This window comes from Pseudoclavibacter terrae (genome assembly GCF_008831075.1).
Lineage (GTDB): Bacteria > Actinomycetota > Actinomycetes > Actinomycetales > Microbacteriaceae > Pseudoclavibacter > Pseudoclavibacter terrae.
Genome location: NZ_WBJX01000002.1, coordinates 164,794 through 177,728 on the forward strand (window position 1 = coordinate 164,794; position 12,935 = coordinate 177,728).

Genomic DNA, 12,935 nt, shown 5'->3' on the forward strand with positions numbered 1-12,935 from the left:
CACCCGGAGGTCACATGCAGACGAGCACCGAGATTCCAGAGGTCGCCATCGGCGGCCAGGTCAAGCGGACGATCGCCATCCTCGGCGCGGGTGGCGACCTGACGGAGCGCCTCCTCCTCCCGGGGATCGCGAAGGTCGCCGACGCGAGCCCCGACGTCGAGCTGCACATCATCGGCGCCGCCCGCACGCCGCAGACGCGCGACGAGTGGCGGGACGTCGTCAGGCAGAGCCTCGACGATGCGGGGGTCTCGCAGCGCACGATCGACTCGCTCGTGTCGCGCTCGGAGTTCGTGGCGACAGACGCCTCCTCGGCCGAGGAGCTGCGCGAGCTGCTCGAAGCGTGCCCGAGCTCGCCGCTGCTCTACGTCGCGCTGCCGCCCGTCATGGGCGAGAAGGTCGCGGCGGCGCTCGCCGAACTCGACCTCCCCGACGACGTCAGGATCGCGATCGAGAAGCCGTTCGGTGAGAGCGAGGAAAGCGCACGGGCGCTCAACGAGGCGCTCGCCGCCGTCGTGCCGGAGGATCGCCTCTGGCGCATCGACCACTTCCTCGGCACCCCCGCCGCAGTCGAGCTCATCCGGTCACGGGAACGGATCGAGGCGAGCGGTGTGCCGGTTGGCGACGTCGGGTCGACGACGAAAGGCACGGGGGACACGCGGGACGCGGAGTCGCGAGGCCGCGTCGAGATCATCTTCGAGGAGGGCCTCGGCATCGAGGGTCGGGGCGCCTTCTACGACGACACGGGGGCGCTGCGGGACATGCTGCAGAGCCACCTCATGCTCATGCTCGCGTTGACGGCCATGGAGCAGCCGGGCGAGGAGCCCGGTGCGCTCGACGACGCCCTCGCGGTCGTCCTGCGAGCCACCCGCGTCTGGGACGAGCATCCAGTGTCGGCCCGCCGTGCCCGCTACGCGGCGGGGGAGGTCGACGGGAACCGTCTCCCGGCCTACGCCGATGAAGAGGACGTGGATGCCGACCGGGGGACCGAGACGCTCGCCGAGCTCACGCTCCGGGTCGACACCCCCAGGTGGCGCGGCGTGCCGTTCGTGCTGCGCTCCGCGAAGGCCATCGGCGAGGCGCGGCAGGAGATCGTGCTGACACCCGGAGACGGGGCGGCGCCCACGCGCATCCCGCTCCGCGCCCCGGCCGACGACAGCAGCGCCGACCCGTACGCGCGGGTCATCGCCGGCCTGCTCACCGGCAACACGCTGCTCTCGGTGCGTGGCGACGTCGCCGAGGAGCTGTGGCGCATCGTGACGCCCGTGCTCGAGGCGTGGGAGAGCGAGGCGGGAGAGCTGCCCGAGTACGCGGCGGGCACCGTCGGCACCGATGCCTGACGTGGACGCCTGACGCTGACGCTGATGTTGACGCCTGAAACGGCGAGTGAACGAGAGCGGGGCGGCACCAGCATGAACTGGTGCCGCCCCGCGGCCGTCTCGCCCGAGGCGGAGGTCGCTACGTGCGGAGCCCCTCGAAGAGGGGCTTGTACGCGAAGCCAGCGATGAGGGCGCCCACGATGGGGGCGAGGATGAACACCCACAGCTGCGACAGCGGCACCGACCCGCCGAAGATGGCTGTGGCGATGGAGCGGGCCGGGTTGAGCGAGGCGTTGGACACCGGGATCGTCATGAGGTGGAAGAGCGTCAGCGCGAGGCCGATCGCGAGAGGAGCGAAGCCGCTCGGCGCGCGGCGGTCGGTGACGCCGAGGATGACGGAGAGGAACAGCGCCGTCGCGACGACCTCGGTCACGATGACGGCGACGAGACCGAACCCGCCTGGCGATGCCTCGCCGTAGCCGTTCGACGCGAAGCCGCCCTCCTGTGCTGCGGCGAGGAAGCCGTCCGGGCCGTTGGCGGCGATGAGGAAGACGACGGTCGTGGCGAGGATGCCGCCGAGGATCTGCGCGACGACATACAGGGGCACGTCCTTCCACGCGAAGCGGCCGGCGGCAGCGGCACCGACGGTGACGGCCGGATTGAAGTGACCGCCGGAGATGTGGCCGACCGCGTAGGCGCCCGCGATGACGGTGATCCCGACGGCGAGCGACACGCCGACCCAGCCGATCCCGGTCTCGGCGACGCCGTTCGCGGCGCTGATGATGCCGAACACGAGCAGGAAGGTGCCGAAGAACTCGGCGGCGAGGCGGCTGGCCGTCGACGGGGCGCGGTCGATGGCGACGTCGGCGATTGCAACATCGGTGGTCATGGATGCTCCTAGGAGGGTGGGCGGCGGGAACCTGGATTCTCGCCGCGCGTTGATCTCGGGAACGAGGATGCTCGTCCCACGACCCAGGGCTCGCCTGGGGGATCGTTCCCGCTGAATCGACTCTGAAGTGTACGACAAAACCCACCGTTTGGTCGCTCTGGGGCGGTGGGTGGTGCCGGTGTCCCTTCGCTCGCGCGCCAGAGGCGCAGCGAGCATGCGCCCGTCTCTTCGCTCGGCGCGGAGGCCGTGAGCATGTCGAAACTGCATCGGGTCATGCCGAATCTGAAGCGCCAGTGTCGGCGGACGGCCATAGCCTCGAAGAAGGACTCAGTACCGCACGAGGCTCGTCACCGCACGAGGCTCCAACGCACGACGAAAGGCACGCAATGACGCTGGCACCACATTCGCTCATCGCCGGAAGCAGCGAGCTCGGGGGAGGCGACGAGCTTGTCGCCCGTCGCGCCGCAGACGGGGCGGTGCTCGAACCGGCCTTCCGCAGCAACACCGCGGAGGAGCTTGAGCTGGCCGTGCAGGCCGCGCACGACGCGTTCGATGTCTACCGTGCGACGTCACCGGCCGACCGGGCGGCGTTCCTGGAACGCATCGCCACGGAGATCGAGGCGGACAAGGACGAGATCATCGCCCGCGCCCACGAGGAGACGGGTCTGCCCGTCGCGCGGCTCACCGGTGAGGTCGGTCGCACCACGGGCCAGCTCCGGCTCTTCGCGAAGGTCGTCGCCGAAGGCGGCTGGCAGGGCGCCCGCATCGACGAGGCACTGCCGGATCGGACCCCGCTGCCCCGCGCCGACATCCGCCAGCGCAAGATTCCCCTCGGCCCCGTCGCGGTCTTCGGGGCGAGCAACTTCCCGCTGGCCTTCTCGACCGCAGGCGGGGACACCGCGTCGGCGCTCGCCTCCGGCAGCCCCGTCATCGTGAAGGCCCACAGCGGCCACCTCGGCACCGCATCGCTCGTCGGCCACGCCATCGCGCGCGCCGTCGAGGCGTCCGGGCTGCCGAGCGGCGTGTTCTCGCAGCTGTTCGGATCGGGCCGAGTCATCGGACAGGGGCTCGTCGCCGACCCGCGCATCAAGGCCGTGGGGTTCACCGGCTCGCGCTCCGGTGGGCTCGCGCTCGTTCGCATCGCGCAGCAGCGGGCCGAACCCATTCCCGTGTACGCCGAGATGAGCAGCGTCAACCCGGTCTTCGTGCTTCCGGCCGCCCTCGCGGCCGACCCCGGGAAGGTCGCGGCCGACTACGTCGGCTCCCTCACGCTCGGCTCCGGACAGTTCTGCACGAACCCCGGCATCGTGCTCGTGCCGGGCGGCGACGCGGGTGACGCGTTCCTGCGCGAGGTCGGCGAGCGCATCGCCCAGGCGAATGGCCAGACGATGCTCACGCACGGCATCGGCGACGCCTACCGGGAGGGCGTCGCGGAACGCGAGGCGTCCGGGGCGACCGTCGTGGCGAGGGGACAGGGCGACCCGGCCGCGAACGCGCCGGCCCCCATCGTCTTCAGCGAGGCCGTCGAGGCGTTCGGCGAGGCGCTCGAGGGCGAGATCTTCGGCGCCGCCGGGCTCGTGCTGCGCTACGACGACGCCGACCAGCTCCGCGAGTTCGCCGAGCAGCTCGAAGGCCAGCTCACCGCGACCGTCCTCGCGACCGACGACGACACCGACGACGCCCGCGCACTCCTGCCCGTGCTCGAGCGCAAGGTCGGCCGCATCCTCTTCAACGGCTGGCCGACGGGCGTCGAGGTCGGCTACTCGATGGTGCACGGCGGGCCGTACCCGGCGACGTCGGATGCGCGCTCCACGTCGGTCGGGGCGCTCGCCATCGAACGATTCCTGCGCCCCGTCGCCTACCAGGACGTGCCGGACGCGCTGCTGCCCGAGGCGCTGCGCGACGCGAACGAATGGGGCGTGCCGCGCCTCGTCGAGGGACGCATCCAGCTGCCGAGCGGGTACTGACCCCCGGTGCCCGACGAAGCGCTGACCCGCTTCGTTGGGCGCCGACCGCCAGGCCTCGAGGCTGCCAGGCCCCGGTCCCAGGCCCCTGATGCCAGGCGCCAGGCGCCGATCGCGGCGCGTTGAATATCGAAGGAGCTCACCCGCTCGGGTGAGCTCCTTCGCGTGGTGTCCGTGCGGCACTCGCTCGGCGAGAGCTGCCGGTGCGCTCCCGAGACGGAGCTTGTTGCGCTTCTAGAGCTCGACCGGCGTCACGAGCGTTCCGTGTGCCAGCCACGACCTGAGATTGTCGACGACCAGCTGCCGCATGTCGTCGCGAGTCTCCCGCGTACCGCTGCCCAGGTGGGGGAGCAGCACCACGTTCTCGAGTCCGATGAGCGCATCTGGCACGTTCGGCTCGTCGGCGAACACGTCGAGACCTGCGCCCCGGATCGTGCCAGCCTGCAGCGCCGACACCAGCGCGTCCTCATCGACGACGGAACCGCGGGAGATGTTCACGAGCACGCCGCTGGGCCCGAGCGCCTCGAGGACTTCGGCGGAGATGAGCTTCTGCGAGTCCGCGCCGCCGGCGGCTGCCACGACCAGCGCGTCGCTGCTCCGAGCGAGCTCGACGAGGGAGTCGACGTACCGGAACGGGGAGCCGGGCACTTCGCGTCGGTTGTGGTAGCTGATGGGGCAGTCGAAGCCCGACAGGCGCTTGGCGATGGCGCTTCCGATGCGCCCGAGCCCGACGATGCCGACGCGCGTGCCGGTGAACCTCGTGGTGAGCGGGAAGCTGCCGGACGCCTTCCACGAGCCCGCGCGCACGTAGCGGTCGGAGGCGCTGATGCCGCGGTACACGTCGAGGAGCAGGGACATGGCGGTGTCGGCAACGCAGTCGTTGAGCACGTCCGGGGTGTTGCTGAGGGCGATGCCCAGCTCGCGAGCGGCGCTCGTGTCGGTGGTGTCGTAGCCGACGCCGAAGTTCACGATCGCCTCGAGCGAGGGGAGCCGGTCCATGAGGGCGCGAGAGACGCCGAAGCGGCCACCCGTGACGACGACGCGCACATCGGCGAGTTCCGCCTCCCGCTCGCCGGTGAGCTCGCTCGCGACCGCGGAGATGACCGGCGCATCGAACTCGGCGATGAGCTCCTGCTCGAGCTGCGGCATGAGGGGGCCGACACGCAGCACGGTGGGGGTGGCGGTGGTCGCCGGCGGAGCGGCGGTGCCCGCGGCAGGGCTGGTGGGGGCGGCATCTGGCGTCGTTGCGAGAGGGGATTCCATGTCTGGATCGTAGGTCGCACGACCGATGCTGGTCCAAGATGCACTTTGCATTGATTGATCCACTCGGCGCATTGATGCGGGTCTTGCCAGTAATCACTAGGGCACGCGGGTCGCTAGGGTTGACTCCGGCCCCGCGCCTCCCGCCGTCCCCCGCGGCTCCCTCGCTCAGTCGTGTTGACGCAGTCGAATCGACGCGCCCAAGCTGAAGGCGTCTCAACGAGGAGAACCACTGACTCAGGGCTCGGCCCTCGAGTTCACAACACCGGAGGAACAACGATGTCTTCTTCACACGAACCATCCCCGACACTCGGGCGCACCGCATCCAACAGGCCGTCCCCAGCGCGCCGACCCCTCGCATCCGTCACCAAGGCGGTGGCCGTCGGTGCCGCCGCGCTGCTCCTCAGCAGCTGCGCCGTCGCGAACTCCGACGGGGCCTCCGGAGGCGGAGGCGGCGGCGGAGCGGCCAGCGCACTCCGTGTTGTCCTGCAGCAGGAGCCGCCGACACTCGAGCCGTGCGAGGCGAACCTCACATCGACCGGTGTCGTCGTGCGCTCCAACATCACCGAGCCGCTCATCGAGCGCAACCCGACGACGGGCGACCTCGACCCGCTGCTCGCCACCGAGTGGGAGCAGACGAGCGACAACGAGTGGTCCTTCACTCTCCGCGACGACGTGACCTTCCAGGACGGCACCCCCTTCGACGCGGAAGCGGCCGCCTTCTCGATCGACCGGGCCGTGAACAGCGACCTCGGCTGCAACGTCGAGGGCTACGTGTTCGGCGAGTCCGACCTCGAGGTCACGGCGGTCGACGCGACGACCCTCACCGTCACGACGCCGGAACCGGACCCCATCCTCCCCCTCAAGCTCTCGTTCATCGAGATCGTCCCCACCTCGACCAGCACCACGGACAAGGTGCGCGAGCCCATCGGCACCGGCCCGTACCAGATCGACCAGTGGGAGGTGGGCACGAAGCTCACCCTCGGCGCCTACGACGGCTACTGGGGAGACGCTCCCGCCTACCCGTCGGTCGAGTACCAGTGGCGCGGTGAGGGCACCGTCCGCGCGGCGATGATCACCGGTGGCGAAGCCGACATCGCCATGGGTCTCAGCCCGGACGACGGCATCGGGGAGAACGGTGTCAGCTACCCGAACAACGAGACGATCGCGCTCCGCTTCTCCGGCGACATCGCCCCGCTCGATGACATCCGCGTCCGTCAGGCGATCAACTTCGCCATCGACAAGGACGGCATCATCTCCTCTCTCTACCCGAACGGCGACGTCGTCGCATCCCAGCTGATCCCCGAGGGCGTCGTCGGGCACAACGACTCGCTCGAGCCGTGGGAGTTCGACCTCGAGCAGGCGAAGGCGCTCGTCGCTGAAGCCAAGGCCGACGGGGTTCCCGTCGACACGAAGATCACCCTCGTGACCCGCACGGCGCAGTTCCCCAAGGTCAACGAGCTGTCGCAGGTGCTGCAGGAGCAGCTCAGCCAGGCCGGCCTCAACGTGGAACTCCGCATGGTCGACACGACGCAGCACCTCCAGTACCAGCTGCGCCCGTTCGTCACGAACGAGGGCCCCATCGCCCTGCTCGTGCAGCACGGCAACCAGGCCGGTGACGCCCAGTTCACGGTCGACCAGTACATGAGCTCCACGGGCGCGCAGTCGACGTTCGGCACGCCCGAGTTCGACCAGAAGCTCGACGACGCGGCCAAGACCTCCGGCGACGAGCGACAGACGGCCTACGAGCAGATCTTCGCCGACCAGAACGAGGAGATCGTGCAGTTCGCGCACATCGCGCACCAGACGGGCCTCCTCGGCATCGCGTCTGGCATCACCTACGAGCCGAACTCGGCGAGCGGCGACGAGCTGCGCATCGCCGAGGTGAAGCCAGCGGCCTGACGGCCGCCCGCCACCCTGGAGAAAGCAGCCGCTCATGTGGACTTATCTCAGAACCAGAATCGTCTCCAGTCTGCTGCCACTCGTGGCCGTCGTCCTCGGCGTGTTCGTGCTGGCCCGCCTCACCGGAAACCCGGCGAGCCTGTACCTCCCGCTCAACGCGACGGAGCAGATGAAAGAGGACTTCGCGGTCCGCAACGGGCTCGACCAGCCGCTGTGGATGCAGATCGTCAACTACTTCTCCGGGGTGGCGCGCTTCGACTTCGGCGAGTCGCTCCGCACGGGAGAGCCCGCAGCGGCCATGGTGCTGCGGGCCTTCCCGGCCACGCTGCAGCTCGCCGGCGTCACGATGCTCCTCACGGTCGTCCTCGCGATCATCATCGGCAGCTGGGCGGCACTCAAGCCGAACGGCGTCGCCGACCGCATCGCGAGCTTCTTCTCGATGGCCGCCGCCAGCGTGCCGGACTTCTGGCTCGCCATCATGGGCATCTGGATCTTCGCGATCACGCTCGGCTGGCTGCCCACCTCGGGCGTCGACAGCGGCGGGCTCTCCTGGATCCTGCCGATCGCGACGCTCATGCTGAGGCCCGTCGGCGTGCTCACGCAGATCGTCCGAGGCTCCATGGTGAGCGTGCTCGGGCAGCCCTTCATCAAGGTGGCCCGCAGCAAGGGCGCGGGTCAGCTGCGCGTCGTGTTCAAGCACGCGCTGCGCAACGCCGCGGCTCCCGCACTGACGGTCGCCGGTGACCTCACGGTCGGCCTCATCAACGGTGCGGTGGTCGTCGAGACGATCTTCGGCTGGCCTGGCATCGGCAAGCTCATGATCGACTCGATCCTGCAGCGCGACTTCGCCGTGCTCCAGGCCGCGGTGCTGATCACGGCACTGTCCATCTTCATCCTCAACATCCTCATCGACCTCGGCTACGCGCTCCTCGACCCGCGGGTGCGACCGGTGGCGAAGCAGTCGCGCATCCGTCCCACGGACAAGGATGCGAAGCGCGACGCCGCCGGCGCGGCCGCACGCAAGTCAGCCGCCAAGGGCATCGAGAGCAGCGACGCAGAGAAGGGCAAGGCGCATGTCTGACCCGCAGAACCCACAGGTCCCCGGCGGCCCGAGCACGGGCGCCGCCCCGCAGCAGCCGCCCGCGACGACGAACGTGCTCCTGCAGAAGGAGAAGCGCGAGCGCAACGTCGCCGAGCGCCCCACGCTCTTCACGCTGCTCCTCAAGGACAAGGTCGCGACGGTCGCGGCCGCCGTGCTCGCCTTCATCGCCCTCGTGGCCGTCTTCGGGCCGCTGCTCGTGGGAGAGCTCGCCTCCAAGCAGGACCTCACGGCCATCAACGTGGCCCCGTTCAGCCTCGACAACGGCTGGGCGTTCATCCTCGGCAGCGACTCGCTGGGGCGCAGCATGCTCGCGCGCCTCGTCATCGCGACGGGCACAACCCTCGGCGTCGCCGTCCCCGCCGTCCTCGTGGCCCTCATCGTGGGATCCATCTGGGGCGTCTGGGCCGGCTACTTCCGCGGCTGGCGGGAGTCGGTGTCGATGCGCATCGCCGACATCATCATGAGCTTCCCGTCGCTGCTGCTCGCGGTCGTCATCCTGTACGTCTTCAACCCGAGCCTCGCGAACATCGTCGCCGTGCTGGCGCTGACCCGCATCCCGATCTACCTGCGCACGGCGCGGGCCGAGGCCGCCGAGCTGCGGTCGCGGATGTTCGTGGACGCGGCCACCAACTTCGGCACGAAGCCGCGCAGCATCATCTTCCGCCACATCGTGCCGAACGTCGTGCCCACCCTGGTCACGCTCGCGACGCTCGAGTTCTGCTACGTGATGCTCGCCGAGTCCTCGCTGAGCTTCCTCGGCATCGGCGTGCAGTCGCCCGACGTCAGCTGGGGGCTCATGGTCGCCCAGGGGCGCCAGTACCTGCAGCAGGCGTGGTGGCTCTCGGTGCTCCCCGGCCTCGCGATCGTCATCACGGCCGTCGCCGCGAACGTGCTCGCCTCCTGGCTGCGCATCGCGACCGATCCGAACCAGAAGTGGCGGCTCATGCAGAAGTCCGCGAAGGTGAAGCTCCGCCCGTCGCTCCCGACGCGCGAGCCCGCCGGCGAGGTGTGACCCTCATCCTCCCGCAGCACCACGTTCCGGTGCCACGCACCGGGAACGCCCGATCGGCCGGAGTCGCAGCATGACTCCGGCCGATTGGGCTGCCCTCGCGGTCATCTTCTTCGCGGCCTCCTGCCTGCAGGCGGGCATCGGCTTCGGGATGGGGATGCTCGCGGCGCCCTTCATCGCGCTCATCGACCCGGCCCTGCTGCCGGCGACGGTGATCATCATGTCGATCCTCCTCACCTCGATCGTGACGGTGGCGGAGAAGGACTCGCTGGATCTCAGGGGTGCCGGCTGGGCGCTCGTCGGACGCGTGCCGGGCAGCGTCGCGGGGGCCCTGCTCGTGACCGTCATGGCGCCCGCCGTGCTCTCGTGGGTCGTCGTCGCAACCGTCGTCACCGGTGTGGTCTTCTCGCTGCGCGGCTGGGCCCCGAAGGTCACGCGCTGGTCGCAGATCGTCGCCGGGGCCGCCTCCGGCGTCATGGGCACGACCACGTCGATCGGTGGGGCCCCCATGGCGATCATCTGGCAGGGCTCCGACTCCGCCAGGCTGCGCGGCACGCTCTCGGCGTTCCTGCTCGTCGGGTCGATCATCTCGTTCGGACTGCTGCTCGCCTTCGGGGCCGTCGCGCCGCAGACCTGGACGGTCGTGCTGTGGATGGTCCCCGTCGTCCTGCTGGGCTTCGTCGCGAGCCGCTTCATCACCCCGCACCTCGACAAGACCCGCACGAAGCGGCTCGCGCTCGGCGCATCGCTGCTCGGCTGCGCGCTGCTCGTCGCGACGCAGCTCGTGCAGCTGCTGGGCTGAACAGCGCCTCACCGGCCTGCCTTGGTCGCGGCGCACGCACACGAGAACTGCAGGCCCGTCGAAGAACGAACCTGCAGTTGCTGGGCCGAAGACCCGCGCCCTGTCTGCAGTGGCGGGTCAGACATGCGAGCGATGCAGGTTCGTTGAGGAACGAACCTGCATCGCTCGCATGTCTGTGCGCCGGGCGGGGCGGATGGCGAGCGCGGGTGCCGGCTAGCGGATGACGCGCTCCAGCGGCTGGCCGTCCGCCCGCAGGTCGATGTTGCGCGCGATGTCGGCGGCGCGCAGCTCGAAGACCTGGCGTGCGTGGCCGGAGTAGTGGGGCGTGAGCACGGTGTTGGCGAGGGGTGAGAAGCGGTCGACGGATGCGGGAACGCGGCCCTGCGAGTCTGGGGCGCCCCACCACACGTCGATCCCTGCACCGCCGATGCGGCCCTCGGAGAGCGCGTCGAAGAGCGCGTCCTCGTCGACGACTCCGCCGCGCGCCACGTTGATGAGCAGCAGGTCCGGCTTCGCGACAGCGAGCTCCGCGGCGCCGATCGTGCCGCGCGTGTGATCAGACAGCGGGATGGAGACGACGAGCACGTCCGCCCCCGCCACGAAGTCGAGCATGCGGTCGGGGCCGTAGACCTCGGCGACGTCGAGCCCGTCTGGACTGGGCGCATCCGGTCGCTGCCGGAGCGCGGTGAGGCGCATGCCGAGGGCCTGCGCGAGGCGCCCGACCTCCGTGCCGATCTCACCGAGGCCGAGGAGCCCCATCGTCGTGCCGCGCAGCATGGGATGGAAGGTGACGCTCGCGTCGTTGCCGATCGTGCGCCACTCGCCGGCGCGCATCTGCGCATCCGCCTCCAGCGCGCGCCTGCGCAGCATGAGCGCCGTCATGACGACGTGCTCCGCGATCGCCGCCCCGTGGTGACCCGTGTTGCAGATCGTCACGCCAGGCGGCAGCGCATCGACGCTCACGCGGTCGGCGCCGGCACCTGTGACGTGCAGCAGCGCGTCCGGGCGAAGGGACGCAGCCTGCTCTGGAGTGAGCACGGAGGCGATGACGATGTCGGCCCCGCGGAGCGCGTCGTCCAGCTCCGCGGGGCCCAGCTCGGCGGCGAAGCTCCACTCGTGCGCGCGCTTGGTCTGCGTGAGGAGCTCCGCGAAGCGGGCGATGATCGGGTCGGTGACGAGGATGCGCATGCCGAGTCTCTGACTCTCTCCGGGGGTGGGTCGGCGGCTGGGCGGGGAAGTCGAGCTCTGCCGCTACCAGCGGGGGCTGGCGACGGTGTAGTCGGGCTGGAAGCGCTGCATGTAGCCCGTGTCGTCCCGCTGCGTGATGCCGCTCTCGAGGAACTGCTCGTGCAGCTTCGCGAGGCCGTCCACGTCGAGCTCGACGCCGAGGCCTGGCCCGGTCGGGACGAGCACCGAGCCGTCGACGAAGGAGAGGTCGTGGGTGACGACGTCCTCGTCTGGCTGCTTCCAGGGCCAGTGCGTGTCGCACGCGTAGCTGAGCGACGGTGTCGCGGAGGCGAGGTGCACCATGGCCGCGAGGCTGATGCCGAGGTGCGAGTTGGAGTGCATCGAGAGGCCCCAGTCGAGCGACTCGGCGAGGCCGCCGAGGGTGCGGGACCTGGTGAGGCCGCCCCAGAAGTGGTGGTCGGACAGCACGATGTCGATCGATCCCTGCTCGACGGCGGGCTTCACGTCGGCGAAGCTGACGACGCACATGTTCGTCGCGAGGGGGAGGGTCGTGCCGCGTCGCACCTCGGCCATGCCTGCGAGTCCGGGGGTGGGGTCCTCGAGGTACTCGAGGGACGATTCGAGGGCCTTCGCGACGCGCAGCGAGGTCTCGACGCTCCAGGCGGCGTTGGGGTCGAGGCGCAGCCCGAGGTCGGGGAAGGCGTCCGCGAGGGCGAGCATCGCGGCGATCTCCTGGTCGGGTTCGAAGACGCCGCCCTTGAGCTTGAGCGCGGAGAAGCCGTAGCCGTCGACGAGCTGACGCGCCTGCTCGACGATGCCCTCCGGTGTCAGTGCCTCGCCGAACTCGTCGGAGCCGGATCCGGGGTGGCCGGCCCACTTGTAGAACAGGTAGCCGCTGAACGCGACCTCGGGGCGGATCGCGCCTCCGAGGAGTGAGCTCACAGGCACGCCGAGGATCTTGCCCTGCACGTCGAGCGCGGCGACGTCGAAGGGGGAGAGGACCCGATCGGCGGTGCTCGAGCCGGTCACCATCCCGCTCATCCCGTGGCCGCCCTGCGAGGTGTCGGCGGTGAGCGCCTGCGCGACCGCGAAGCGCAGGCGGTTGGTGTCGAAGACGTTGATGCCGACCACGGCGTCTGCCGCGAGGGAGAGGCGGTGCAGGTGAGGGGCATCGCCGTAGGTCTCGCCGAGGCCGGTGAGGCCCGAGCGGGTCGTGACCTGCACGATCGCGCGAAGCGCGTACGGCTCGTGCACCCCGACGGTGTTGAGGAGGGGTGGGTCCTTGAAGGCGACCGGCGTGATCGTGACGGCGGCGATCTCATTCTGCGTGCTCCGGTCGAAGGGCTCCACCGGTGTCGCGCCTGCAGCTGCGGCTGGTGCGAATCCGGATGCGGTGGACGTGCTCTGCGCGGTCATGTCGTCTCCCTGTGTTCGTCGTTGAACGAGGTGTGTTCGTCGTTGCGGGCGCTGTGCTCGGTGTCGAGCACGCCGTGTTCGTTGCTG

10 protein-coding genes are annotated in these 12,935 nt (G+C 70.1%); 6 read left to right on the top strand and 4 right to left on the bottom strand.

What is annotated here, in order from left to right; all coding sequences use genetic code 11:
• Positions 1-14: 14 nt before the first annotated feature.
• Positions 15-1,337 carry a glucose-6-phosphate dehydrogenase gene (locus F8O03_RS06995; RefSeq protein WP_151423248.1) on the top strand — a complete coding sequence of 441 codons (1,323 nt, stop codon included), beginning with the start codon at positions 15-17 and terminating at the stop codon, positions 1,335-1,337.
• Between the two features lie 118 nt (positions 1,338-1,455).
• On the opposite strand, the gene aqpZ is transcribed toward F8O03_RS06995, so the two are convergent.
• On the bottom strand, positions 1,456-2,205 hold the full coding sequence (aqpZ, locus tag F8O03_RS07000; protein ID WP_151423249.1) for an aquaporin Z: 750 nt from the start codon (positions 2,203-2,205) through the stop codon (positions 1,456-1,458).
• A gap of 386 nt (positions 2,206-2,591) precedes the next feature.
• On the opposite strand from aqpZ, the gene F8O03_RS07005 reads away from it, so the two are divergent.
• Positions 2,592-4,172, top strand: a complete 1,581-nt coding sequence (locus F8O03_RS07005; RefSeq protein ID WP_151423250.1) for an aldehyde dehydrogenase (NADP(+)) — start codon at positions 2,592-2,594, stop codon at positions 4,170-4,172.
• Between the two features lie 231 nt (positions 4,173-4,403).
• Here the strand turns inward: F8O03_RS07005 and F8O03_RS07010 are convergent, their stop codons facing one another.
• Positions 4,404-5,432 carry a 2-hydroxyacid dehydrogenase gene (locus F8O03_RS07010; RefSeq protein ID WP_151423251.1) on the bottom strand — a complete coding sequence of 343 codons (1,029 nt, stop codon included), beginning with the start codon at positions 5,430-5,432 and terminating at the stop codon, positions 4,404-4,406.
• A 276-nt stretch (positions 5,433-5,708) separates the two neighbouring features.
• Here F8O03_RS07010 and F8O03_RS07015 point away from each other — a divergent pair, with 276 nt between their 5' ends.
• The 4 genes from F8O03_RS07015 (at position 5,709) to F8O03_RS07030 (ending at position 10,244) form a co-directional block, all read left to right on the top strand.
• A complete protein-coding gene (locus tag F8O03_RS07015) occupies positions 5,709-7,331 on the top strand; it encodes an ABC transporter substrate-binding protein (protein ID WP_151423252.1) in 1,623 nt (540 codons plus the stop codon).
• A 34-nt stretch (positions 7,332-7,365) separates the two neighbouring features.
• Positions 7,366-8,412, top strand: a complete 1,047-nt coding sequence (locus F8O03_RS07020) for an ABC transporter permease (RefSeq protein ID WP_104252664.1) — start codon at positions 7,366-7,368, stop codon at positions 8,410-8,412.
• Positions 8,405-9,445, top strand: a complete 1,041-nt coding sequence (locus F8O03_RS07025) for an ABC transporter permease (RefSeq protein WP_151423253.1) — start codon at positions 8,405-8,407, stop codon at positions 9,443-9,445. The genes F8O03_RS07020 and F8O03_RS07025 overlap by 8 nt, the downstream gene beginning before the upstream one ends.
• A gap of 70 nt (positions 9,446-9,515) precedes the next feature.
• The gene (locus F8O03_RS07030; protein WP_151423254.1) at positions 9,516-10,244 is read left to right on the top strand and encodes a sulfite exporter TauE/SafE family protein; all 729 of its coding nucleotides are present in this window, start codon (positions 9,516-9,518) and stop codon (positions 10,242-10,244) included.
• Positions 10,245-10,457: 213 nt separating this feature from the next.
• Here F8O03_RS07030 and F8O03_RS07035 read toward each other — a convergent pair whose 3' ends face one another.
• A complete protein-coding gene (locus F8O03_RS07035; protein WP_151423255.1) occupies positions 10,458-11,432 on the bottom strand; it encodes a 2-hydroxyacid dehydrogenase in 975 nt (324 codons plus the stop codon).
• Positions 11,433-11,495: 63 nt separating this feature from the next.
• A complete protein-coding gene (locus F8O03_RS07040) occupies positions 11,496-12,848 on the bottom strand; it encodes an enolase C-terminal domain-like protein (protein ID WP_151423256.1) in 1,353 nt (450 codons plus the stop codon).
• Positions 12,849-12,935: the final 87 nt, after the last annotated feature.

Excerpts from the sequence above, each read along its gene's own strand:
- F8O03_RS07010 (WP_151423251.1), bottom strand. The coding sequence starts at position 5,432 with ATGGAATCCCCTCTCGCAACGACGCCAGATGCCGCCCCCACCAGCCCT.
- F8O03_RS07040 (WP_151423256.1), bottom strand. The coding sequence starts at position 12,848 with ATGACCGCGCAGAGCACGTCCACCGCATCCGGATTCGCACCAGCCGCA.
- F8O03_RS07035 (WP_151423255.1), bottom strand. The coding sequence starts at position 11,432 with ATGCGCATCCTCGTCACCGACCCGATCATCGCCCGCTTCGCGGAGCTC.
- F8O03_RS06995 (WP_151423248.1), top strand. The coding sequence starts at position 15 with ATGCAGACGAGCACCGAGATTCCAGAGGTCGCCATCGGCGGCCAGGTC.
- F8O03_RS07015 (WP_151423252.1), top strand. The coding sequence starts at position 5,709 with ATGTCTTCTTCACACGAACCATCCCCGACACTCGGGCGCACCGCATCC.
- F8O03_RS07030 (WP_151423254.1), top strand. The coding sequence starts at position 9,516 with ATGACTCCGGCCGATTGGGCTGCCCTCGCGGTCATCTTCTTCGCGGCC.
- F8O03_RS07025 (WP_151423253.1), top strand. The coding sequence starts at position 8,405 with ATGTCTGACCCGCAGAACCCACAGGTCCCCGGCGGCCCGAGCACGGGC.
- F8O03_RS07005 (WP_151423250.1), top strand. The coding sequence starts at position 2,592 with ATGACGCTGGCACCACATTCGCTCATCGCCGGAAGCAGCGAGCTCGGG.
- F8O03_RS07020 (WP_104252664.1), top strand. The coding sequence starts at position 7,366 with ATGTGGACTTATCTCAGAACCAGAATCGTCTCCAGTCTGCTGCCACTC.
- aqpZ (WP_151423249.1), bottom strand. The coding sequence starts at position 2,205 with ATGACCACCGATGTTGCAATCGCCGACGTCGCCATCGACCGCGCCCCG.